Origin of the sequence: Streptomyces sp. NBC_01224, from assembly GCF_036002945.1 — a bacterium.
Lineage (GTDB): Bacteria > Actinomycetota > Actinomycetes > Streptomycetales > Streptomycetaceae > Streptomyces.
The window spans coordinates 8526106-8549237 of the sequence record NZ_CP108529.1 but is presented as its reverse complement, the minus strand read 5'-3'; the positions used below and the strand labels follow the sequence as shown (position 1 = coordinate 8549237).

Sequence of the window (23132 nt, the reverse complement as noted above, 5' to 3'; positions counted from 1 at the left end):
GGGTGCGGTGCCGACGGACGTCGTCGTGCGGTCGGCCCAGAAACGGCGCAGCCCGCCCCTGGCCTGGAAGTGAGGTGGCCGGCGATGCGCAGCTCGCGGACAGCATCCGCTGCGGGGCCCCGACTGGCCTGGTGAAGGACGCCGATTCGCCCGACGGCGCGGTGCTGGTGGCCCATTGAGACCGAATTGGCCGTCAAGATCAACCGCTGCACGCGGAAAGAGAACTGCCGTGGTCAAGAAGCACGGGAGGAAGCAGCGCGCCCATCAGACGGCTCGGCACGCACCGGGCCTCACGCCAGTCGGCGGCCGCCGGTCGCCTCGCCCCATATTGCCGGGGAGACGCCCCAAGCGCGCCTCAGCCCCTCTACATTGGTCCTCGGATCACTATCCGTAGGGGGTGGGGGATGGACCCGATCGTGCTGGCGGCGGGAACCGCCTTGGTGAGCGCCATGGCAACGGATGCCTGGCTGCAGGCGAGGACCGCGACGGTGGCGATGTGGCGCCGGATACGTCCGGACCACGCCGACGGCGTGGGAGCAGAGCTGGACATCCTGCGCACGCAGGTGCTCGCCGCACGTGACGCGGACGACGAGGACACCGAGCAGGCGCTGGCCGGGGCCTGGCGGATGCACTTCCAACAGCTCCTGGCCGACGACCCCGGCCTTGCCGCCGAACTGCGGCTGCTGCTGGACGATCACCTTGGCCCTGTGCTGTCCGAGACTGAGCGGACCCGGGTCGCTTCGGTCGTCATGAAGGCGGAGACCCACGACAACTCCCGCGTCTACATGTCGGGCAGGGACCAGCACATCACTGGTGCATGAACACCCCTGCGGGAGAGCCGGATCCCCATCAGCAAGCTCACGCCCACGACAACGCCCGCATTTACATGTCGGGCAGGGACCAGTACATCAACGTCTCTACGGAGCTGGCCGACCGTGATCAGGTGCCCGTCCGGGGATCCGGCCGCGCTCTCGCGCGGATGCTTGCGCCGTTCTGCATGCTCATAACAGGCGTCGCCCTGGTATGGGTGGGGTACGACGCCGGCGGCTGGACCCGCGGACCGCTCCTGCTGGCGGGCATGACGTGTGTCGTGCTCCCAGCCCCGCTGCTGCAGCCTGCTGTTCGGCGCTGGCGCCAGGCGCGGCTCCGGCGAAGCCCCGGGCTCGCACGCCGCCTGGACCGGCAGCTCGAAGAAGCCGCCGAACAACTCGCACACGAACTGGGTGTGCTGTGGGATCGCGAGTTGAAACTCCGCAGACTCCAGCATCCGGCTCCGCTGCCGGTGCGTTGGGTCAACGCGGAGGCGTTTGGGGATCACTGGATAAACATCCGCACGAACGACGGGCGTGATGCACCGCTGGATCTCTCGGGCAGCAGTGCCCTCAACGAGGTTTATGCCAGGATCCCTTCCGGCCGATTGCTCATTCTTGGCCAAGCTGGGGCGGGCAAGTCCGTACTCGCGCTGCGCTTCGCCTACGAGCGCCTGCGGGCGGCCGAGCCGAGCGACCGTGTCCCCGTACTCCTTCCCATGGCCTCATGGGACCCGGTGGCGCAGGACCTGGAGTCCTGGGCTGCCGGGCGCCTGGCGGCCGACCACCCGGCACTCGCCGGGCGGGCGGTGTCCGGCGAGACGGTCGCCGCCGAACTCCTTCGAGTGGGCAGGCTGTTACCCGTACTGGACGGCTTCGACGAGATGAGCGCAGCCACCCGGCATCATGCTCTGCGCAGACTTCGCGCCTCGCTCGGCGAGGCGGATCCTTTCCTGCTCACCAGCAGGGTCGATGAGTACGAGGCCGCCGTCGGGCAGGCCGACATCGTACTGCCGGCAACGGCTGCGGTACGCGTGGAGCCACTGAGTGTGCAGGAGTCGGTGGACTATCTGCGCCGCACGACACGGAAGCTGGTCGTCGGCCGTACCGTGGCCACCAAATGGGACCCGGTGTTCACCCAACTGCGCGAGCACCCGCGTGACCTGCAAGTACTGAAGCTGCGACACGTGCTGATGACCCCACTGATGACCGGTCTGGCCCGTATCACCTACAGCGACACCTCCCGTGATCCCGCGGAGCTTCTGGACCACCGCCGCTTCCCCACTCGAGCGGCGATCGAAGACCACCTGCTGGACCAGCTCGTCCCGGCGGTCACCGATCACTCGGAGCAGACCACACGATGGCTGGCGTTCCTGGCGCAGCGCCTCAATTCTTTGGAGACCCAAGACCTGGCATGGTGGCGGCTGAGCCCGGCGGCTCCGAGAGTGGCCCGGGCGGTGGGGGTAACGCTGGCTCTGGGTGCGGCCGCTGCTCTCCTACGGTGGCAGGTCGACCGGCCGACGTCCTGGTTCGGCATCGAGATGCCGGTCTGGGTCCCGTTCGGTGTGCTCTGCCTGCTATCGGTCGCCGATGTGGTGTTCGGCTCCTTGGCGCCCATACCGCGGCATATCCCGCTTGCCGAGCCGGCGCGGATGGCCCAGCCAGTGCTCGCCGTGGTGGCGGTGCTCGGCGTGTGGATGCTGTATCACCAGCTCTCGGACTCCCTGCTGTTCCAGGCAATCTTCGGAGCAGGCCTCTGGGGCTTCTCCATCGGCCACTGGATTCTGCGCCGAAAGAGGCCTCGGCCCAAGGCCGGCCACCAGACGGTGCGAGAGTTCCTCGACGATCTTCGCCACCGCACAAGCGGTGCGGTCACCCGCGGCCCGGAGCGGACGCTGAGCGAAGACCGATTGGCGACACTGGTGTCGTTGGGGCTCGTCAACATATTGGCAGGTGGCTCGGCGGTTTGGCGGGCAGCCTGGCTCGTGATCTTCGCAGGGATTGCCCCGATGTGGCCCCTCTATTCCGCCCGATCGGGCACCTGGGCCATCGCGTTCGTCGTCATGCTCGTCGCTCTCGCCGTGCTCGGAGCATCGTCGTCGGCCTGGTGTGGTTTCGGCGTGGCCAAAGCGTGGCTGTGGGGCACGGGGAAGCTTCCGTGGAACGTGCACGGCCTCCTCGCGGAGGCCCACCGCCTCGGTGTACTGCGCCAGTCCGGCGCCGCCTACCAGTTCCGGCACTCCCGGCTCCAGGAACGACTGGCCGCGCTGGCCGGGGATCAGCCCGACCCTGCTCGGGTGCCGTCGAACAGCTCAACAGTCAAGGGCTTCAGGTCTGCCCTCAGCTTCATTTCCGGATGCGTCATCACCGTCGGATCGATTGCGATGTGGTGGGACATGAGTCTACTGGTGGCCGAGCCTGGACCGTATGGGGAGGCCGGGCCGTACAAGGCGGTCGCCCCTGCCTGTGAACTGGTGGACCGTGAGGCCCTGCGGAAGGTAGTCCCGGCCCCCCGCGGAGAGCAGTCCGGAGAGGACTACGGCGGCTTCGACGTGAGGCAGTGCTCCTGGAGCGTCGGCACAGCGACTGCCGGAGATCCCAGCGTGGAGATCAGCGTGAGACTGCACCGACCCACGTCGACGCTCACCGCGGTGCAGCAGGCCGACAAGGATTTCGACGACGGAGTCGGCCTCGCGTTTGTCGTCCCTGAGCACACCACGTACCCCACCGGACTGGGCGACGAGGCCGTCTCCGTCGTGAAGTACAGCGAAGATCGCCCGCGGGTCGAGACCACCCTCCGGTTGGAGAACCTGCTGCTGACCATCAGCTATGAGGTGAGCGGCATAAAATGGGGCGATACGCAGGGTTACGCTCGCAGCACCCGGATTACGCAGGACCTGGCCCGCACCGTCGTGTGGAAGCTCTCCGCCGCGCTCCCCCAACCGGGGGTTTCACCGTAGGGCCGAGTCAGCGTCGGGAGGCGGCCGTCGGCGGCTCTGTGCGGGCGTTTTCGCCGTGCGGTGCCGGGCAGGGTTGGGGACAGCGGTGGTCGGTGGTCCAAAGCATCGGAGGTACCCGAGATGCGCGTCCGTCTCCGTCCCAGCCCGACACCCCAGGAACGGACCGCTGGCGCCAGCAACCCCCGGACACCACTGCGATGGCCACTGGGCGAAGCCCTCATCATCCACAAGCCGTCCAGCTGATCCCGGATACGCCGGCGTCCTGCCGGCGCACACCCAGCGGCTCAGCGGCGCTCCGCTCGAGACCCACAACACCACCATCACCCGGTCCCGGTGCGAGCCCAGCTTCGCGAACAGCGCGTCGAACCACTCTTCCGGGATCAGCCGCGGAACCCGGCGGGGCACCTGCGGACGGTACCTGCGCAGAGCCTCTTCAACCGGTTCGGCTGAGCCGGATCGGCTTCGCGGCATCCGAACGCTCCTGACCTCCTCCGGTCGGCCACCAACGGCATTCGCGGGGGCCACCCCGCTTGCCCGCCGCTGCGCGCATGCCCGAACTCCCCCGTGCGACGACGGTGAGTGACAAATGTCAGCGAAACCGATGAGGAATCGGAGTAGTTCGCCGACAGCGCGGTTCCTAGCCTTCCGGTAGGGCACCACGTGCCTGCGCACCGCGCGCACCATCCGCGAAGGAGATCGCCTTGCAGCGTCCGGCCTTGTTCCCACCGAGCAGCACCCTCAGGACCAGCAGGACCACCGGAATCAGCAGGAGGCGGATGGTGACCACGGGTACCGCGTTCGCCGCGGGACTCGCCGTGACCGCCGCCTTTGGCGCCCCCGCCGTCGCATCGCCGCCCCGTCGGACGCCGGTTGATGTCCAGCCGCCCGTACGGCTCGTCCTTCCTCGACCGAGCGGTCCCCATGCCCTCGGCACCGTGACGCTGCATCTCAGCGACCGCAGCCGCCGGGACCCCTGGGTCGCTACACGGCCGGTTCGGGAGCTGATGGTTCAGCTCTGGTACCCCGCACGCGCAGCCACCGGCCTGCCCAGGGCGCCTTGGATGACCGGACAGGCCGCCAAGGTCTTCCAACAGACGGGGTATCTCCTCCCGGAGTACGTCACGCTGCCGGACACGCACGCCCGTATCGGCGCAGCGGCGGACGCACGTGGGGGCCGGCGTCCGGTGATCCTCTGCTCCCATGGGCACGGGCAGCACCGCGGCTCCAGCACGGCGCTGGTCGAGGAACTCGTCAGCCACGGATACGTCGTGGTCAGCATCGACCACACATATGACGCCGGGCAGGGCGAGTTCCCTGGCGGCCGGATCGAGAAGTACGCGATGCCACCTCTCACGGGGGAGGACGACGACCCGACGATCCTCAAGGCGGTCGAAGTGCGGGTGGCCGACACCCGCTTCGTACTGGAGGAGTTGTCGCGGCGCGTACGGGGCCACCGGGGTCCGCTCCCGCAGGGACTCGGCGACATCCTCGACCTGTCCAGGACCGCCATGTTCGGCCACTCCCTGGGTGGTGCGACCGCGGCCTCGGCGATGGCGGCCGGGGTACCGATCGCTGCTGGCGCGAACCTCGACGGCAGTCTCTTCGGTCCGGTGGTGGCCAAGGGGCTGCGCAAGCCGTTCCTCCTGATGGGCGAGGACGCGGACAACAAACCGAGCTGGCCGGAGATCTGGCCCCGGCTGCGAGGCTGGCGCCGCCACCTCCGGCTGACCGGTACCCGGCATTTCTCGTTCACGGACTACGAGACGTTCATGCCGCAGGCCGCCGCGCGGCTCGGAGCGACCGACGAACAGCTGGCCGAGTTCATAGGCCCGCTCGACGGGACACGCGGCATCGACGTCCAGCGGCACTTCCTGCTCGCCTACTTCGACCTTCACCTGCGCGGCCGTCACGCCCCGGTCCTCGAAGGGCCCTCGCCCCGATACCCGGAGGTGCGCTTCATCGGCGGTGTCGAATGAGGCCGTACGCCCCAGACGTCGCTGGGCAATGAGCCCATTCCAACCTGCTGTATGGATCGGTTCGCTGCTCGAGACGCCGAAACTCCTGGCCGATGCGCTGTCGAGAGATCGAGGTCAACCGTGTCGGCCAGGAGCGTTGAGAGCCTGTCTACCGATCCGCCTCGTTCTGTTCAACGCCTCGGTACGGGAAACTCATCCGTGAGTGGCAACGCAGGAACGCCGGGTCGGAACATGTAGAAACGATCTGTGTCAGATCGCGGAGCGCGTTCCGAAGAGCCGGCTCACTCGTGGTTCGCGATGCCCTCCGCAAGGGGAGCGAACAAGGTTTTCCAGTTGCCCGGCAGATGCTGCACTGCGGCGCTGAGGTGGAAGCGGGCTACCGTCCACTCGTCAGGCCGGGCCTGAGACCCGTGCTCTCTGATCGCCTGCAGGCACTGGTCGATGAACTCCGGTTCCTCTTCGTCCAAACCCAGTCGCTCGCATGCCTGTTCTGCCTCTGGTGACTCCTCGAACCAGTCATCCCATCCGGTAGCCGCGCCCAAGAGGTAGAGCAGGTGGCTCTCAGGGGCCGGCAGGTCGCTACGCAGACCTTCGGTGGTGAATTCGCGCTCGGCATCCCCCGCCAGGTCCGAGCTTTCGGTTGCCGCGGCGGCCAGACTCGCCCAGTAGATTTCGCCATGCGAGCCGGTCGTCTGTCGCATGTATTCGCTTGCGAAGGCTGCCATCGCCTCCGGGTCGTCGATCAGCGGTGACAGGATGATGTCGCTGCTGTAGTCGAAGCCGAAGTAGTAGCGATGCCCATCGAGTGTCAGCGACTCGATACCGCCGACATGACCGACCCGTCCGGGCAAGGGATCGAAGTGCTTAGCAAGTTCCCGTTCCACGGGTGCGACGGTAGCGGCCGCCACTGACATTGAGGCTTTTCCGGCCTCAGTTCGAGGCATTGAGGTGGAGGGTGAGGACGGCCTGGACGAATACGGTGATGCGGGTGGTACTGCATCGCGGTTTCCGTAGGAGGCGCCAGGTCTTGACAGACGATCGACGAGCTCACGGACTTCCGCATCCAGGCCCTGGCCCGGCTCGCCGCCGAGCACGAAGAGATCCTTCACCTGCGCGGGTTAGACGGCAGCCGGTCGCGTGACCCGCCTCCCGACGGCCCGAGCCACAACGATCGGATCCTGCAGTTAGGCAATCGGCCCGACCTCCGGCACCGTCAGCAGTGGATGCGATGATCTGCCCATGGGCGTTCTCTATGGCTACTTCGCCGCTGCTGATGACGGCGACGCTGTCCGAGCTGTCGTCCGCGATGACGACCAGCCGAGCGGGACCGGCTACGACCAGCTGGTGGTCAAGGGCATCGACCCAGTGGTCGAGCTGACGCCCGCCGAGACACTCATGACAGGCCGGTCCGCCGCAGAGGTCCAGTCCGACCCTCGACACGGCAGCCTCATCGGAATGGTCGGGGACGGCGAAGTGGTGGTGGTGTCACTGACGGACGCCCTTCGGGACGCGCTCGCGACTTGCGACACCAGGTTCCTGCACGACGTCGCCACTGGCTGGTCGCGCACCGAGGGTGTGTTCTACTACCCGGCCGATCCAGAAGACCTCACAAGCTTCCTGAAGCAGTTGTCCGGGCTCGCCGGCCGAGCGGTCACCCAAGGAGCACGCCTCTACTGCTGGATCTGCCCCTGCCCCCGCGACCGCGTTGCCGGCACCGGTCGTCGAGGATGTGGCGGACTGTCGGAACCCCCTTTAGGGGAAACGCGCCGCTCGTGCCCTCCGGAACACCGCACCGGGCCCGCCCGATGCGCGCCACTCCCACCCGCCGACCACCCGGCGCGCGCATCGTGCACCGGCTGGATGTCCATCGAGTGGAGGCCACCGGATGGATGCGCACCGACCGCACCGGATGCACATCCGACCACACGGTGGTGCGGCTATCGGTGCACACCGGCCGTGAGCCCTCGCCAACTTGAAGTCGCAGGTCAAAGGGCTCGGTGCGCCGCAACCCGGAGGGCTGCCACCGTCGTCGTGTCAGTGACCGGGCCGTGTTCGCTTGGCAGACAGCCTGTTCCACCCGCCGCCGACCAGCACGTGCCTGGCCGCATGACGGGCTCGTGGACCAGACAGCGGCGAGATGTGCAGCAGCTGCGAATCTGATTCACCTGATCGAGTACATGATCAGGTGAATCAGGTAGGTCGCCGACTTCTCCGCGTGATGATCAAAGAGCGTTCGGAGTCATCCGTAGGGCGTCTTCCGCGGCCTTCGGCATGCCCGGCCGCGCGCACTGCCCGATCAAGAGAAATGACGCACTGTGCATTTGACTCCGCATGAGCAGGAGCGGCTGCTGATCCATGTGGCTGCCGACGTGGCGCAGCGGCGCCGCGACTGTGGGCTGCTCCTCAATTACCCCGAGGTCATGGCGTTGCTGACGGTGCACGTCTTTGAGGCGGCGCGCGCCGGCAAGACGGTCAGCGACATCATGGACTCGGGTCGTCATCTGTTTACCCGTGATGAGGTGATGGATGGCGTCCCAGAGATGATCAAGAACGTCCAGGTGGAGGCCACCTTCCCAGACGGCACCAAACTGGTCACCATCCACGACCCCCTTCCGGAGGCCACAGAGGAGCCCAAGATCTACCCGGGCAAGGTCGAGCATCCCCAGCCACCCCGCAAGCCAGATTGCCCGGTCGACTGCGACGACAGCAACAACTCGTCCGTAGGCTGCGACGAGGACGACGAGGCCGCCTGCCGGTACGACGCGATCTACTTCAACGTGCATCTCGACGGGGACGCGCAGGGCGTCAGCCTACAAGAGGATGCCGCCGCCTTGCCGGGGCCGGGCAAGTCGAAGATCAAGGTGCGGAACGAGTCGGACCGTCCCATTCAGGTCGCCTCGCACTATCACTTCGCCGAGGTCAACCCTGGGCTGAAGGTCGTTAGCATCGAGGTCCCTGCCGGTCAGACAGTCCCCCAGGACCGCAGTCTCTGGAACTGCGATGCGGCGAAGGGCCGACGGCTCAACATCGCCGCGGGCACGTCCGTGCGCTTCGAACCGGGCGACGAGTGCTGTGTGGAACTGGTGCAGATCCAGGGTGATGTCACGGCCGGCGGCAGCAACACCAGTGACCTCACCAAGATCCAGGGACTGCGCGAGGGGATCGTCCGATGAGGAATCCGCGGGGACAAGGCCGCGGCCAGGCGCCGAAGCCGACCAACGAGCTGACGCGAGCGGGTTACACCGCGCTGTACGGGCCGACCACGCGGGACCGGGTCCGGCTCGCCGACACCGACCTCACGCTGGAGATCGAGGCCGACTGGAGCGGCGGACCTTCGCACAGCGGCAATGAGATGGTCTTCGGCGGCGGCAAGGTGATCCGCGAGTCGATGGGGATGTCGCACTTCGCCAGGGACGGGAGGAACAGCAAAGGCGACGCCACGGACCACAGGCCCGTGGACACCGTCATCACAGGCGCGCTGATCCTCGACTGGTGGGGCGTGGTCAAAGCCGACATCGGCATCCGCGACGGCAGGATCGCGGCCATCGGCAAGGCGTATAACCCCGAGACAATGGACAAGATCACGAGCTTCGAGATGCCGGATCGTGGGCCCACGAAGGAAGCCTCGCCGGTGGCGCCAACAAACTTCGTGGTCGGGCCGAGCACCGAGGTCATCTCGGGCAACGGGCGGATCCTCACCGCGGGTGGTGTGGACACCCATGTCCACTTCATCTGCCCAGGGGAGATTCACGAGGCTCTGGCCTCGGGTGTGACCACCCTGATCGGTGGCGGCACGGGGCCGGCCGAGGGCAGTACGGCCACCACCGTGACCCCAGGTGCATGGCACATCAGGCGGCTCTTCGAGGCGCTGGACGAGTTCCCGGTCAACATCGGCCTGCTCGGCAAGGGCAGCACGATGAACAAGCACGAGCTCAACGCGCAGGTGGACGCCGGTGTCTGTGGCTTCAAGATTCACGAGGACTGGGGCGCCACGCCCGCGGTGATCGACCGGGCCCTGGACATCTGCGAAGAACGCGGTGTCCAGCTTGCTCTCCACGCCGACTCATTGAACGAGTCGGGGTTCCTGGAGAGCACAAGGGCAGCCTTCACAGGCGATGGCAGAGACGCAGATGGAAAATTCACGGCGAAGAAGGCACGCTCCATCCACATCTTCCATGTCGAGGGTGCCGGCGGCGGTCACGCACCGGACATGATCGAGCTGGTCAAGGAACCGAATGTCCTCCCGGCCTCGACCAACCCGACGCGTCCCCTGACGGTCAACACCGTCAAGGAGCACGTCGACATGATGATCGTGTGCCATCACCTCAACCCGGAGATTCCGGCAGATATGGCCTTCGCCGACTCCCGGATCCGGCCGTCCACCATGGCTGCGGAGGACCTCCTCCACGACATGGGCGCCATCTCGATGATGTCCTCCGACGCCCAGGCGATGGGCCGCATCGGCGAAATGGTCATGCGTACCTGGCAGACCGCGCACGTCATGAAGTGCCGCTACGGGGCACTGAGGGAGGACCTCGAAGCCGCGAAGGTCCGCACGATCGCCAACGACACAAACCACTCGTTCAACGACCAGCAGGTGCAGCCGAACGACAACTTCCGGGCGCGCCGGTACGTCGCCAAATACACGATCAACCCGGCGATCACGCACGGCATCGACGGCCACGTCGGCTCCGTGGAGACCAGGAAGCTCGCCGACCTGGTGCTGTGGGAGCCGAAGTTCTTCGGCGTCAAGCCGCACATGCTCCTCAAGGGCGGCCAGCTTGCGTACGCGCAGGTCGGCGACGCCAACGCGTCGATCACCACGCCGCAGCCCTACCTGCCGCGCCCGGTCTGGGGCTCCACCGGCCGCTCGCCGGGGCGCAACTCGGTGAACTTCGTGGCTCCTGGCGTGGCCGGCAACCTAAACGGCGACGGCACCAGCAGTAATCCGGGGCTCGGTCTCGACAAGGACTTCGTGGACATCACAAGCACCCGGCACGTCACGAAGGCCGACATGAAACTGAACGACACAGTGCCCGACAGCCTCGAAGTCGACCACAACAGCTTCGAGGTCACCATCGGTGGTGCGACCACGAGCGACGCCCGCACCGAACTCAATGGTGCAACCGTGCCGCGCTCCTACGTCAACGAAGTACCCCTGGCACAGCGGTACTTCCTCTTCTGAACCGCCACCTGCCCGGCCGTCCGAGCAACAGCACTGCGGCCGGGCCCCCGGGCGGGCAGGCCATGCCTGCCCGCACCCGGCACAACTTCCGACCTCGCGAAAGGCAGCGCTCACCCATGAGCCGTGCAGCCCTGCTCCTGCTGGCCGACGGCCGCTTCCCCGCCGGAGGACACGCCCACTCCGGCGGTGTCGAGGCCGCAATCGCCCACAAAGCCGTACACGACGCCGGCAGCTTGGAGGCATTCTGCCGCGGCCGTCTGCACACCACCGGCCTGACCATGGCCGGCCTGGCCGCCGCGGCCGCCGCCGGAGTCGACCCGCTGCTGCTGGACGCCGCCGCCGACGCACGCACCCCCGCCCCCGCGCTGCGCGCCGTCGCCCGCAGGCTCGGCCGGCAGATGATGCGCGCAGCCCGTGCCACCTTTCCGTCCGAAGACCTGGAACGGCTGGCCGCCGAGCGCCCCCAGGGCGCCCACCAGCCGCTCGTGCTGGGCCTCGCCGCCCGGGCCGCCGGGCTCACCCCACTGGACGCCGCCTACGCCGCCGCGTACGAGAACGCCAGCGGCCCGGCCACCGCAGCGGTGCGCCTGCTCAGCCTCGACCCGCTCGACGCCTCGGGGCTGCTGGCTCGCCTCAGCTCCGATATCGACGCCGTCGCCGCAGCTGCCGCCCAGGCCGCGGACCGCGTCACGGCCGAGGGCATCGACGCCTTGCCGTCGGCGTCCTCGCCGCTGCTGGACATCACCGGTGAGCAGCACGCCGCCTGGACCGTCCGGCTCTTCGCTTCCTGAAACCTTTTCTTCACACCGGGAGTTCTTCGTGCACCTCGACCACTCCGTGACCATGCCGCAGCGCCATAGCCACAGCGCCGAGCCGCTCCGTGCCGACGGCGGCCGCCGAGCCCTCCGTGTCGGGCTGGGCGGGCCCGTCGGCTCCGGCAAGACAGCTAGCGTTGCCGCGCTCTGCCGCACCCTGCGGGACCGCTGGTCCATCGCCGTCGTGACCAACGACATCTACACCCGCGAAGACGCGGAGTACCTGCTGCGCGAGGCCGTGCTGCCGCCTGAGCGGATCACCGCGGTGGAGACCGGCGCGTGCCCGCACACTGCGATCCGCGACGACATCTCCGCCAACCTCGAGGCCGTTGAACACCTGGAGAAGGCCCTCCACCCCCTTGACCTCGTGCTCGTCGAGTCCGGTGGTGACAACCTCACCGCCACCTTCTCCAAGGGCCTCGTCGACGTGCAGATCTTCGTCATCGACGTCGCCAGCGGTGACGACATCCCCCGCAAGGGCGGCCCCGGAATCACCACCGCCGACCTCCTCGTCGTCAACAAAACCGACCTCGCCCCGCACGTCGGTGCCGACCTCGCCACCATGGTCGCCGACGCCAAACGGCAACGTGGTGATCTCCCCGTCATCTTCACCAGCCTCACCTCGGACGACGGCATCCGCGAGATCGCCGACTGGGTCACCGGCCACCTCACCCGGTGGCGCGCGGAGGCTGCTTCATGAGCACCGGCACCCATCTCGCCCGGCCCAAGGCCCCGTGCGAAGCGTACGCCCAGGCGGCCGGCGCCGAGGAACCCCCCGGACACCCGCACGGCGTGCTTGCCACCGCCCGCATCCGCGCCACCTTCAACGGACGCGTCACCACGCTCCCGCAACTGCGCAGCGACGGCCCGTTCCACCTACGACGCATGCGCACCGGCGGAAACGCCGCCACGGTAGGAATCATCGGCGCGATGAGCGCCCCGCTCGGAGGCGACCGGCTCACCCTCGACATCACCGCCGAGGACCGCGCCGAACTGGAAGTCACCACGGCCGCCGCCACGCTCGCCCTCCGCGGTCCCACCAACGCCTCGGCCACCTACAACGTACGGCTGACCGCCGGGGAACACGCCAGCCTGCGCTGGCTGCCACAGCCGCTGATCAGCGCCGCCGGCAGCAACCTGCAGCAGACCTACACGGTCAACCTGGCCGCCACCTCACGACTGCTGCTGCGCGAGGAGCAGCTCCTGGGCAGAGCCAACGAGAAGCCGGGCCACCTCGTCACCCGCATCCGGGTCCAACACGCCGGACGCCCGCTGCTCGACCAACACACCGCCTACGGGGATCCCGAGCCGGGATGGGACGGCCCCGCAGTCCTGGGCGGACACCGTGCCGTCGGCCAACTCCTCATCGTGGACCCAGAGATGGATATCCAGCGCGACCCCTTCCTGCTCCGCGAAGGGGCCAAAGACGGCTGCGCCGTCCTCGCACCTCTGGGCGGCGGCCCGGCACTACTCGCCACCGCCCTCGCACCGACGTCCTCCGCCCTGCGGGAGCTACTCGACGAGGCACTCGCACACGCCCTCGGACCGTAGTAGGGGGCTGTCCGGCGCCTCTCCGGCCCGGCCGCGCAGATCGTCAGCCGTGGTGGACCGGCCCCACGTGTCGGCTGAAGCTGGCCGAGCCGCTTCATCTCGTGCACGGTGAAGATCACCCGCTGGTGCGGGACGGCCTTCTTGATGGTGCGGCGCCGCAGAGCTGCTGACCAGACGCGCCCGCCGAAGCGCACGGTGGCGCGGTCGCTGTCCGAGCTGCGCGGCGGCTGGAGGCGGTCGGCGATCCGGGCGTTCGGCGCCTGCACCGTCTACCGCCTTGCTGAGCGGGCGCGGGCGGCAGTCGCGGCGGTGTGGGCGCGAGCAGGCGATCGGCGTCGCCGCGGTGGAGCAGACCCGCCGGACGTTCGAGGCAGCCGCCGCCAAGCTCCAGGACGGCGTACGGGACCGCGCCGTCGCCCACGGCGGACCACAGTTCGCCCCGGCGACATCCATGCCGCCGCACACCCAGCAGCCCGGCGTCCAGCACGGACAGGGCCGGACCCCGCTATGACCGACTCGGGCCGGACTGATGTGCCCGCACCGCCGTCCAGGCTGCCGTCATTGACGGGGGTTCGCTTCGTTCTCGCAATGACGGAATCCGCGGAACAGCGGGCCCCCTCAGCAGCTCAGCGAGCAGCACACCGAGATCAACGCCGGGACGCGTAAGGCGTTACGGCCACCGTCGCGCCGAAATCACACAGCGACCAGTTCCTCGTGGTCACTGACACCACTACCTGCTAGCCCGCCCAACCGAGAGGTGCGCATGACCGAGACCGAGACGTTCGAGACCATCCGCTACACCGCCGACGTGGTGGCCCTGACACCCGGCGGTGACGTCCTGCTGATCGAGCGCGGCTGGCCGCCGCACGAGGGCGCCTGGGCACTGCCCGGCGGTTAGGCAAAGCATCCACAGATGTCTCAGGACATCAGCTCGGCAGCTACCTTTCGACGTACGCCATCTGACGTTCGAGCAGTGGTGGTTTCTGGACCGGGTCGGCCGGCGTGGGCTGCTACCCGACGGCAAGGCGGATCCCGCCTTCCGCTCCGGCCGTGCTCTGCGGGACAGCTTCGGCGGGCTGGGCCAGCGCTTCTGCGAGGCTTCAGGGATGCCCCGCCGAAACGCCCCGGAGCACTGTGCTCAAGCCTCGAGCGAGCTCTTCAGGAAGTCCAGCTCAAGCTGCAGCAGGGTGTCCGCGACTCCTTCCCCTGCCACGAGGTGCCCCACCCCAGGTAGCAGCAGGGCTCTGTGCGGCCGACCTGCCGCGAGCAACTCCGCCGAGAGGCGCAGCGTATGCGCTGGGGCCACGTTGTCGTCGGCCAGCCCGTGAACGAGCATCAGCGGACGGGTCAGCTTCTCGGCGAGTGACAGCAACGAGCTGCGCTCGTAGTTGTGCGGCTGGAGGTCCGGGTGGCCAAGGAAACGCTCTTCCCAATACGTGTCGTACAGGCGCCGGTCGGTCGGTGCCGCGCCCGCGACCGCGGCGTGGAACACATCAGGACGGTGCAGCACGGCGCCGGCAGCAAGATAGCCACTGAACGACCAGCCCCGGATGCCTACTCGTTCCAAGTCCATCGCGTCGCACCGTTGAGCCGCAGCGTGCAGCCCGTCGATCTGGTCGTTCAGAACAGGTGTGAGCCGGTCACCAAGGATGGCCCGCTGCCACTGCACCCCGCGCCCGGGAGTACCGCGCCCGTCCGTCGCCAGCACGGCAAACCCTTGCTCGGCATACCACTGGCACACCGCCGTGTACCAACCGTGGGCTTTTGTCACGACTTGCATGCCGGGCCCGGCGTACGGGCTGAGCAGAACCGGCAGCTTGGCCATGCCCGGCTCGTACCAGGAGGGCAGATGCAGTCGACTTCGCAACTGCCGCTTCCCCAGCGTCAGATGGACTGGCCGGGGCGTGACCAGCGGCTGTTCCGCCAGGACCGCGATACAGCCGACCTGCTTTCCGCCCCGCAGCACCGTCACCGTGTGCCCGTCCAGAGTTCTGCTGTCCAGCACGAGTGTGTCACCCCCGGCGGTGGCTGTGTGCACCCCCGGAGTCTGCGTCAGCCGTTCAAAGCCGTGCCCAGCCTCATACGACCAGACATGCGCTTCTGTCGGCTCTTCGCTCGCGGCGAACAACACCTTTTCGCCCACCGACCCCAGTACGGCTCGCACCTGGAGCCCGGCCGGAGCGAAGACACCGCCTATCCGGATCGTGCGCTCATCACCGTGGACCTGAGGTAGCACCAGCACTCCCGATGCGGTGTACAGCGGAGCACCCGGCGGAAACTCGACCCAGCCCTGATCGGTCTGCTGGGACAGTTGCTCGACAGAACCGTTCACGGGGTTGACCCGCAGAACCGACATCGTGCGCTGGTCACGAGTCTGAAGACTGATCACCGGGCCACTACTCTGCCAGTCGGCGCTGACGACGTACTCGAACGCGAGGCCCCAACTGTTGGCCGGAGCGTCCTTCGCAGGAGCGTGACGCGGCAATCGAACCGGCGTGCGCCCGCCAACGACCGTCACCAGGTGCAACGAAGTGATCGCGTTGGCCGTGCCTGCCGCTGGATAGCGAACCGACCGGGGCAGTTGGCCAGGATCCGACGGATCACTGAGATAGCGGCGCTCCACCACGGAGGTATCGACTCGGGCAACGAGCAGCGCATCGCTGTCCGGAGACCACCAGTAGCCGCGTGACCTGCCGATGGACGCGACAGCGGTGTAATCAGCCAGTCCGTAGGTGGTCTCCGCGGTCTCGGGCTCGGCGAGCGGCCGGTCTCCCGCCCCGTCCGTACCGACCACACGTAGGGCGCCTCCAGTGACGTAGGCGATCAGGGTGCCGTCCGGGGAGGGGCGGGGATCTCTCACCGGGCCGACGGTCTGGATGCGACGCGGCAGGCCACCGTCCGTACGCACGGTCCAGAGCGAGCCGTCGACGGTGTACGCCACCACCCGAACATGATGGTCGGTCGCGTAGGCCGCCACTCCGGCCGAGCGCGCGCGGGTCGGTTCGGGACGGATGCGCTCTGCTTCCATGGCCTTCTCCTCACCCCCGGCTGCCGGATCGGCGAGGATCCGCTCCTCACCGCTCTCGTACATCCACAGTTGGACGCGCGGAACGACACCAGATTCGGAGCGGAGAAACAGCACACGGTCGCCGTCAGGGGAGACGGTGAACTCGCGTGGAACTCCGAGCGAGAAGCGGCGGGTCCGGGCGAACTGACGGGGAAATCCTTCGGTATCCATGATCTTCGCAATCTCCGTAAGGTCTTCGCGGCCTGCGATTCCGCAACGCCGGCGGGGCCCCAGAACTTGGGGACAACAAAAAGGCTCCAGGTCAGTGACCTGGAGCCTGCAGCACGTGTTATGGCGGGGATCGGATGACCTCCCCATCAGCCCTTGTTCAGCGGCGACGTCAGTCGAACAGGAGCGTCAGGCATTCTAACATCCACGACGCCGGTTGGACCAGGGAGACGTTTGCGACGGCTCCCAGGGCCGCTGTCGTGTCGATCACGCGGATCCTTGAGCCGCCGCTGAGACACACGGCGCTCAACCACACTTTCCTTGAGTCGCGTCCTGCAGCGCGTCCTGTGAGACAGCTGGGATTCCGAGACATGCGAACTGTTCATAACGGTGGTCACGTCGACCCCGGAGAGACGAGTCGCGCGGCCGCTGCCCGAGAGCTGGCTGAGGAGACCGGTGTCCACGTCACCGCCGGCGACCTGCGTCAGATCGGCGTCCGGGATCTGCCCCGTCGCGACCCGCGCGGCAGGTACGTCACCGTCGCGTACGTGGCTGTCGTCCCCGCCAGCACCCCGATCATCGCCGGGGACGACGCCCGCACCGCCCGCTGGTGGCCCCTGGGCGACCTGCCGCCGCTGGCGTTCGACCACGCCGACATCCTCAGCGCGGCCGTGACCCCCACCCCCTGAGACACCCCAACGAGACACCGGAACGCCGCGCCCGACCTTGCACCACAGCTCATCCCGATCACGGAACGCATCCGCGTCGGCCGCGCCGGTGGCGGATACCCGCGTACCCGACCCGACCACCTCGGCGGCGACAAGACAAGTACTCCTCCCGCCGCAACCGCCGCTACCTGCGACGGCGCCAGATCAAGCACACCATCCCCGAACCGAAGAACCAGCGGGCCAACCGCCAGCGAAGGGGCAGCAAGGGAGGCCGGCCCGCCGGCTTCGACAAGACGATCTACAAGCGGAGGAGCGAAGTTGAGCGGACGATCAATGCCCTCAAGAACTTCCGGGCCGTCGCGACGAGGTTCGACAAGCGCGCCTACGTCTTCCACGGCACCGTCGCCAATGCCTCGATCCGACTCTGGCTCCGCCCATGATCCGCCGGACAGAACCTGACGGTGAGGCGCTCGAAAACCAGTGGAACAGTGCCGCTGTGCGCCATTACCGTGCTGCCGAGCCAAGTCGTCTAGTCAAGGACGTTCCGTTGTACACCCTGTGAGACCTCCCGAGCGCTGATTCGTCGCGCGTCGCACATGTGCGACGCGCTCCTTTCTGCTGCGGTCTTCTCACTGAAACCGGTGTACTTCTGTGCTCAATAACTGGGTGGTCGTGCCCACCTGCCTGCCGCTCGTTCTCCGGCGTTGCCACGTGTGCGCGTCCGAGCGCTTCCGGGCAAGCGGTAAATTTCGCGTCAACGCTAACCACAAGCTCCTCGACGCCTGGCTCCTCGTGCTCTGTGCCGCTTGCGGGGAGACTGCAAAGCTCACGGTCCTGGAGCGGATGAACGTGCGCTCCGTACGACCTGAGCTGCTGGACCGGCTGCATGCCAACGACCTTGTCCTGACAGCTGAGTTGCTCCAGGATCCGGTCGTGCGGCGCCGTAATCGCATCGCCCTCGACTGGGACAACGCTTGGCGCCTCGACACCGGCGGATCGGATCACCTGGACCGCGAGGTGATCGACGTCTCGGTCCGCTTCGCGGCGCGGATCCCTGTCCGGCCGGTGCGACTGATCGCTGAAGGCTGCGGTCTTTCGCGGGCCGAGGTCGAGAGACTGATCACGGAGGGGAAGCTCGTTTCGGCAGTCCGGCTGACCGGCAAGCTCTCCGGCGACTTCACCTTCACGCTCAAGCGCTGAGCCCTCCTCAGGACCAGGGGCCTGTCCGGCAAGAGCCGCCGGACAGGCCCTAGCCATCTCCGGCGACCGCGCCTGCTTCGACGGCGGTGACGGTCGCCTGCAAACGGGGAAAATCTCCCTGATCAAGGGCTGAGGACCCTGGTGCTCCATCCAGGCCCACGACCCCGCCACTGCCGTGACGCCCAGCGGCGGCAAGGCGGTGATATGAACGGCCATCCGGATCTGGCGCTGTCTCTGCCGGTTGGAGTTGCAGGCATGTTCCCAAGATTTCACCCGTAACGCCCACACCGCGCATAATGCGCACACACAGAACCGCGGGTCAGGCGCCCTTTGCGGCCGGCTCCAGCATCGCCACGCGCTCCACGTGCGCCGTCATCGTTTGTAGGCGGTCGAGGCGGCGGTCGGCCGCCGTCCGTGATGCCAAAGAAGTAGCCGGAGAGAAAACGGGACGTGCGGCGCGAGTAGCTCTCGATGCCGGTGCTGGACACGATTGATGATTCACCGGCCGCATCAGCCCAGGAAACGGACTTCACACCGCTCACGCTCGGGGAGCCGACAGCGAGACGTTCCAGCTCACACGCGAGGGCCACTTTGTCCTGCACGGTGTACCCACTCACCCCATCGTTGATCGTTCCGTCGGCAGCAGGGGGAACTGAGTATCAGGCAGGGCAACCGACGATCCGGCTGTACGGACGGTTCATATTCGGGGCATTTGGGCAGACCGCCCGCCCCTGTGCGCGACCTGCGGTCAGCCTTGGTGAGGAACGCAAAAGCGCCGGTCGCCCTGCAGCCCTTGTTCCTCTGGTGATCCGTGTACTCCTCAAGGCCGCCGTAGATCCGTCCTCCGTCGATCAGAGGCATCGGGTCGCACGTGGGGTTGTAGGTGTCGGTGACCCGCGGCGCAGGCCTGGGTTGGAGGCCCGGCGACGGCTGAGGGGTGGGACCCGGACGCGGTTCGTCGGACGGATCACTGGAACCCGCCTCGTCCGCGGACGGCATCAGCATGCTGCCCAGGGTCGCCCCCGCGTCCGCCAGAGATTCTGCTGACCCTGCGGTGTCGCCGCGCACAGGGCCGCGCCGAGCGCTGCCGCCACCCGGACTGGAGCACCTCAAGACATGCCAAACCAGGCCACCTTCCGCATACGGGAAAGCGACCTCGTCAGAGGTGTGCCAATCGCGGTGGAGGGATTATTCAACACGGAGTTGATGCCACGTCAACCGATAGGGCATTCAGGGCATTTCACTGACCGGATCGATGTCGATTGAGGTCGTCTTGCCCGACTTCACCACCGCCTGGCATCCGTCGAATCCGATGGTGTATAATCCAGGCGAATTCACCTCGACAGAAAGCGCGGCCATACCGACGACCGAGGAACCGGCAGGGCCGGACGAGTCCGAGACTCCGGACACCACAAGGGTTTCCGAGACCCCGGACGACCGCCGTATCGACCGCGGCGGCATCGCCGTCGCCGTGGCTCTGCTGCTCGCGTGCGGCGCGTTCGTCACCTACGGAGTCCTCGACTCCGAGGACAAGCCGGCGGACAAGCAGGCCGCCACGACGCCCACCGCCGCGGTGACCTACGAGGTACTCGGCAGGGGCTCGGCCGACATCTCCTACCGCGGGGCCGGCGACGACAAGGCGGACGTCGTCACGGACGTCGGCCTGCCGTGGAGGAAGACCGTGAGCGTTCCGCTCGGCGCCTCCCCGATCGTCAACGTCACCCTCGGAAAAGAGGCGGCACGGCCAGCTGCACCCTGACCGTACGTGGCAAGCCCGTCCAACGCGCCATCGCCACCGGGGCCTTCGGCCGGACCACGTGCAGCAGTGAACTCCCCACCCCCGAAGCGTCCGCAGCCGCTTAAGGAGCCCAGTGGCCCCGCACCTCTTCGACCCCACCATGGGGCTGATCACGGGCACGGTCTCTACGGAAGAGAAGACGCGGTTCGGCGCACAGGTCTCGGCCTCAACGGACGGAAGTGTGAGGTGTACACGCCACTGCGGAACGGGACAGGGTCGCCCTCCCCGTCATCCTCTCGAACCGTCCGATGCGCCGCGCCTCACTCAGGAACCCATTCAGGTCCATCAAGCCCGCACGGGCACCAAGCGAGCCTTTATCGGGGCGTCGTCGGCAGCGGCGACCCCCTGGCCCCTCACGCGGCCCTGCTGACCGAGATCAGCGTCCAGGGCGCGCACAGTCTCCGCCTGAGTGATCTGTCGGCATGAGCCCCTACGGTCCCACCTACTGAACGCCCAAGCGTTCCCTTCCCGAACTTCACGACAGAGTCCCCTCTCCGCCACTGCCTACCGAGTCGACCGAGCGCACATACCACCGCTCATTGTGGTGCGCCTCGAGCGCAACCAGCAGAGCAGCCCTGTGTGAGCCCATGAGCGTGTACGCACGTGACCTTCGCCGCCGCAAGGTCGATACTGCCGGTGGCAGCTTCTCACCGACCCGCGTCCAACCGCTGCGGAAGCCTGACGGCCCTTCACCGAAGTCAGCATCGAGTCAGCATCAATACCGCCGGAGTCCGCTTCCGACCGCCGCATAGCACCAAGATCAACAATCCAAGTCGGACCATCTGACCAGCCAAAACACAGTCCAGAGACCCACCTTCCAAGGTCCCCAGGAGGTACCCGTGAGGATGCTCATCAACGTCCCCGAAACCGTTGTCGCGGACGCGCTGCGCGGTATCGCCGCCGCTCACCCCGAGCTGAGCGTGGATGTCGAGAATCGTGTCGTCGTACGGCGTGACGCGCCCGTGGCCGGGAAAGTGGCGCTCGTCTCCGGGGGCGGGTCCGGGCACGAGCCGTTGCATGCGGGGTTCGTCGGGCCCGGGATGCTGTCCGCGGCCTGCCCGGGAGAGGTGTTCACCTCGCCGGTGCCGGATCAGATGGTGCGGGCCGCCGCCGCGGTCGACAGTGGGGCGGGGGTGTTGTTCGTCGTCAAGAACTACACCGGTGACGTGCTGAATTTCGAGATGGCCGCCGAGCTCGCCGAGGACGAGGGCGTGCAGGTCACCCAGGTGCTCGTCAATGACGACGTGGCGGTGACCGACAGTCTGTTCACCGCGGGGCGGCGAGGCACGGGCGCGACCCTGTTCGTCGAGAAGATCGCTGGGGCAGCGGCCGAGGAAGGTGCGCCGCTGGAGCGGGTGGAGGCCATTGCCCGGCAGGTGAACGAGGCATCGCGGAGTTTCGGGGTGGCGCTCAGCGCCGTCACCACGCCCGCCAAGGGGTCCCCCACATTCGATCTGCCGCCGGGCGAGCTGGAGCTGGGGATCGGCATTCATGGCGAGCCGGGTCGGGAGCGGCGTCCGATGATGACGTCGCGGGAGATCGCGGACTTCGCGGTGGACGCGGTCTTGGACGACCTGTCGCCGCGTGGACCCGTGATCGTGCTGGTCAACGGAATGGGTGCGACGCCGCTGCTGGAGCTGTACGGGTTCAATGCCGAGGTGCAGCGGGTGCTGTCCGAGCGGGGTGTGGTGGCGGCTCGTACGCTCGTAGGGAACTATGTGACCTCGCTCGACATGGCGGGCTGCTCGGTGACGCTCTGCCAGGTGGACGAGGAGCTGCTGCGCCTCTGGGACGCGCCGGTGGAGACGCCTGCGCTGCGCTGGGGCCGTTGACCCGCCGGACAAGGAGATCATGTGCTGGACGCCGACTTCTTCCACCACTGGATGACCGCGGCCGCGGCTTCCGTGGACCGCGAGGCGAACCACCTCACCGAGCTCGACTCGGCGATCGGGGACGCCGATCACGGCAGCAATCTGCAGCGCGGATTCGCCGCGGTGAGGGTGGCCCTGGACAAGGAGCCGCCGCAGACTCCGGGGGCGGTGCTGATGCTCGCCGGGCGACAGCTGATCGCAACGGTCGGCGGGGCTTCGGGCCCGTTGTACGGAACGCTGTTGCGACGTACCGGTAAGGCCCTGGGCGACGCGCCCCGGGTGGCACGGCAGCAGTTGGCGGAGGCGCTCGGGGTGGGCGTCGCGGCCGTGGCCCAGATGGGCGGGGCGCAGGCCGGGGACAAGACGATGCTCGATGCGCTGCTGCCGGCCGCCGAGGCGCTCGGTACGTCGTTCGGCGCGGCCCGGGAGGCGGCGGACGCGGGGGCGCTGGCGACGGTACCGATGCTGGCCCGCAAGGGCAGGGCGAGCTATCTGGGTGAGCGCAGCATCGGACATCAGGATCCGGGCGCGACGTCCTCCGCCCTGCTGATCACCGCACTGGCCGAGACCGATGGTGCGAATGGCGGTGACGCGTGAGCGGCGGAAAGCAGGTCGGAATCGTGCTGGTCTCGCACAGCGGCCCTGTGGCCGAGTCCGTCGCCGAGCTGGCCAGGGGTCTCGCGGCAGGTGGTGCGACGGCTCCGGTGGCCGCCGCCGGTGGCACTCCCGCGGGTGGTCTGGGGACCAGTGCCCAGCTGATCGCCGAGGCGGCCAGGTCGGTGGACGGCGGAGCGGGGGTGGCGATACTGGTCGACCTGGGCAGCGCGGTGCTCACGGTCAAGACGATGCTGGCCGAGGGGGACGAACTGCCGGACGGCTCGCGGCTGGTGGACGCGCCGTTCCTGGAGGGTGCGGTGGCTGCCGTGGTCACCGCGTCGGCAGGCGGCGACATCGCGGCGGTGGAGGCTGCGGCGTCGGAGGCCCACGGGTACCACAAGGTGTAGGCAGACGGGTTCCGCGGTCGTGGGGCCGCCCCGCACCTGTGTCCATGGGTGGTGCGGGGC

Annotated in this window: 18 protein-coding genes and 6 pseudogenes; 19 read left to right on the top strand and 5 right to left on the bottom strand. The window is 67.9% G+C overall.

Translation table 11 applies throughout. The features are described from left to right. Nucleotides 1-404 precede the first annotated feature (404 nt). Together OG609_RS38760 and OG609_RS38755 are read left to right on the top strand one after the other, a co-directional pair. On the top strand, nt 405-821 hold the full coding sequence (locus OG609_RS38760) for a hypothetical protein (RefSeq protein ID WP_327277086.1): 417 nt from the start codon (nt 405-407) through the stop codon (nt 819-821). After that, nucleotides 818-3769 carry an NACHT domain-containing protein gene (locus tag OG609_RS38755; protein ID WP_327277085.1) on the top strand — a complete coding sequence of 984 codons (2952 nt, stop codon included), beginning with the start codon at nt 818-820 and terminating at the stop codon, nt 3767-3769. Before OG609_RS38760 ends, OG609_RS38755 begins: the two co-directional genes overlap by 4 nt. 637 nt (nt 3770-4406) lie before the next feature. On the opposite strand, the gene OG609_RS38750 is transcribed toward OG609_RS38755, so the two are convergent. Beyond that, a complete protein-coding gene (locus OG609_RS38750) occupies nt 4407-4556 on the bottom strand; it encodes a hypothetical protein (RefSeq protein ID WP_327277084.1) in 150 nt (49 codons plus the stop codon). On the opposite strand from OG609_RS38750, the gene OG609_RS38745 reads away from it, so the two are divergent. Next, on the top strand, nt 4549-5745 hold the full coding sequence (locus tag OG609_RS38745) for an alpha/beta hydrolase family protein (protein WP_327277083.1): 1197 nt from the start codon (nt 4549-4551) through the stop codon (nt 5743-5745). The two genes, OG609_RS38750 and OG609_RS38745, sit on opposite strands and share 8 nt — an antisense overlap. A gap of 281 nt (nt 5746-6026) precedes the next feature. Here the strand turns inward: OG609_RS38745 and OG609_RS38740 are convergent, their stop codons facing one another. Further along, nucleotides 6027-6629 carry a hypothetical protein gene (locus OG609_RS38740; RefSeq protein WP_327277082.1) on the bottom strand — a complete coding sequence of 201 codons (603 nt, stop codon included), beginning with the start codon at nt 6627-6629 and terminating at the stop codon, nt 6027-6029. Nucleotides 6630-6675: 46 nt separating this feature from the next. Continuing rightward, a pseudogene (locus OG609_RS38735) lies at nt 6676-6783 on the bottom strand (IS5/IS1182 family transposase); the annotation flags it as partial. A 1277-nt stretch (nt 6784-8060) separates the two neighbouring features. Here OG609_RS38735 and OG609_RS38730 point away from each other — a divergent pair. The 9 genes and pseudogenes from OG609_RS38730 to OG609_RS38695 form a co-directional block, all read left to right on the top strand. Then, nucleotides 8061-8357, top strand: a pseudogene (locus OG609_RS38730) (urease subunit gamma); the annotation flags it as partial. Between the two features lie 165 nt (nt 8358-8522). Then, the gene (locus OG609_RS38725) at nt 8523-8918 is read left to right on the top strand and encodes an urease subunit beta (protein ID WP_327278332.1); all 396 of its coding nucleotides are present in this window, start codon (nt 8523-8525) and stop codon (nt 8916-8918) included. Next, nucleotides 8915-10930: an urease subunit alpha gene (gene ureC / locus OG609_RS38720; protein ID WP_327277081.1), complete on the top strand. Its 2016-nt coding sequence runs from the start codon at nt 8915-8917 to the stop codon at nt 10928-10930. Before OG609_RS38725 ends, ureC begins: the two co-directional genes overlap by 4 nt. A 116-nt stretch (nt 10931-11046) precedes the next feature. Next, nucleotides 11047-11721 (top strand): urease accessory protein UreF, encoded by a 675-nt coding sequence (locus tag OG609_RS38715; RefSeq protein WP_327277080.1) that lies wholly within the window; start codon nt 11047-11049, stop codon nt 11719-11721. Nucleotides 11722-11749: 28 nt separating this feature from the next. Next, nucleotides 11750-12445, top strand: coding sequence for an urease accessory protein UreG (gene ureG, locus OG609_RS38710; protein WP_327277079.1), 696 nt, complete (start codon nt 11750-11752; stop codon nt 12443-12445). After that, nucleotides 12442-13296, top strand: a complete 855-nt coding sequence (locus OG609_RS38705; protein ID WP_327277078.1) for an urease accessory protein UreD — start codon at nt 12442-12444, stop codon at nt 13294-13296. Before ureG ends, OG609_RS38705 begins: the two co-directional genes overlap by 4 nt. 159 nt (nt 13297-13455) lie before the next feature. Next, nucleotides 13456-13617: pseudogene (locus tag OG609_RS46460) on the top strand (MobF family relaxase); the annotation flags it as partial. Continuing rightward, a complete protein-coding gene (locus OG609_RS38700) occupies nt 13574-13807 on the top strand; it encodes a hypothetical protein (protein WP_327277077.1) in 234 nt (77 codons plus the stop codon). The pseudogene OG609_RS46460 and the gene OG609_RS38700, both read left to right, overlap by 44 nt. Nucleotides 13808-14059: 252 nt before the next feature. Continuing rightward, nucleotides 14060-14191 (top strand): annotated as a pseudogene (locus OG609_RS38695) (RapZ C-terminal domain-containing protein); the annotation flags it as partial. A gap of 243 nt (nt 14192-14434) precedes the next feature. Here the strand turns inward: OG609_RS38695 and OG609_RS38690 are convergent. Beyond that, nucleotides 14435-16534 (bottom strand): prolyl oligopeptidase family serine peptidase, encoded by a 2100-nt coding sequence (locus OG609_RS38690; RefSeq protein ID WP_327278331.1) that lies wholly within the window; start codon nt 16532-16534, stop codon nt 14435-14437. A 386-nt stretch (nt 16535-16920) separates the two neighbouring features. On the opposite strand from OG609_RS38690, the pseudogene OG609_RS38685 reads away from it, so the two are divergent. From OG609_RS38685 to OG609_RS38675, 3 genes and pseudogenes are all read left to right on the top strand, one after another. After that, a pseudogene (locus tag OG609_RS38685) lies at nt 16921-17220 on the top strand (NUDIX domain-containing protein); the annotation flags it as partial. Between the two features lie 39 nt (nt 17221-17259). Beyond that, nucleotides 17260-17639: pseudogene (locus OG609_RS38680) on the top strand (transposase); the annotation flags it as partial. 211 nt (nt 17640-17850) lie between these two features. After that, complete coding sequence (locus OG609_RS38675; protein WP_327277076.1) at nt 17851-18399, top strand: DUF1062 domain-containing protein; 549 nt, start codon at nt 17851-17853, stop codon at nt 18397-18399. A 269-nt stretch (nt 18400-18668) separates the two neighbouring features. Here OG609_RS38675 and OG609_RS46455 read toward each other — a convergent pair whose 3' ends face one another. Beyond that, nucleotides 18669-19001, bottom strand: coding sequence for a hypothetical protein (locus OG609_RS46455; RefSeq protein ID WP_442818095.1), 333 nt, complete (start codon nt 18999-19001; stop codon nt 18669-18671). A gap of 653 nt (nt 19002-19654) precedes the next feature. Here OG609_RS46455 and OG609_RS38670 point away from each other — a divergent pair. The 4 genes from OG609_RS38670 to OG609_RS38655 all read left to right on the top strand — a co-directional run bounded on the left by OG609_RS38670 (nt 19655) and on the right by OG609_RS38655 (nt 23072). Next, a complete protein-coding gene (locus OG609_RS38670) occupies nt 19655-20158 on the top strand; it encodes a hypothetical protein (protein ID WP_327277075.1) in 504 nt (167 codons plus the stop codon). A gap of 878 nt (nt 20159-21036) precedes the next feature. Then, a complete protein-coding gene (gene dhaK, locus OG609_RS38665) occupies nt 21037-22029 on the top strand; it encodes a dihydroxyacetone kinase subunit DhaK (protein WP_327277074.1) in 993 nt (330 codons plus the stop codon). A gap of 21 nt (nt 22030-22050) precedes the next feature. Continuing rightward, on the top strand, nt 22051-22665 hold the full coding sequence (gene dhaL / locus OG609_RS38660; protein ID WP_327277073.1) for a dihydroxyacetone kinase subunit DhaL: 615 nt from the start codon (nt 22051-22053) through the stop codon (nt 22663-22665). Beyond that, nucleotides 22662-23072 (top strand): PTS-dependent dihydroxyacetone kinase phosphotransferase subunit DhaM, encoded by a 411-nt coding sequence (locus tag OG609_RS38655; protein ID WP_327277072.1) that lies wholly within the window; start codon nt 22662-22664, stop codon nt 23070-23072. Before dhaL ends, OG609_RS38655 begins: the two co-directional genes overlap by 4 nt. The last annotated feature ends 60 nt before the right edge of the window (nt 23073-23132 follow it).

Coding starts and splice junctions, on each gene's coding strand:
- OG609_RS38760 (WP_327277086.1), top strand. CDS start 405: ATGGACCCGATCGTGCTGGCGGCGGGAACCGCCTTGGTGAGCGCCATG.
- OG609_RS38755 (WP_327277085.1), top strand. CDS start 818: ATGAACACCCCTGCGGGAGAGCCGGATCCCCATCAGCAAGCTCACGCC.
- ureC (WP_327277081.1), top strand. CDS start 8,915: ATGAGGAATCCGCGGGGACAAGGCCGCGGCCAGGCGCCGAAGCCGACC.
- OG609_RS38715 (WP_327277080.1), top strand. CDS start 11,047: ATGAGCCGTGCAGCCCTGCTCCTGCTGGCCGACGGCCGCTTCCCCGCC.
- OG609_RS38705 (WP_327277078.1), top strand. CDS start 12,442: ATGAGCACCGGCACCCATCTCGCCCGGCCCAAGGCCCCGTGCGAAGCG.
- OG609_RS38690 (WP_327278331.1), bottom strand. CDS start 16,534: ATGGATACCGAAGGATTTCCCCGTCAGTTCGCCCGGACCCGCCGCTTC.
- OG609_RS38670 (WP_327277075.1), top strand. CDS start 19,655: ATGTCGATTGAGGTCGTCTTGCCCGACTTCACCACCGCCTGGCATCCG.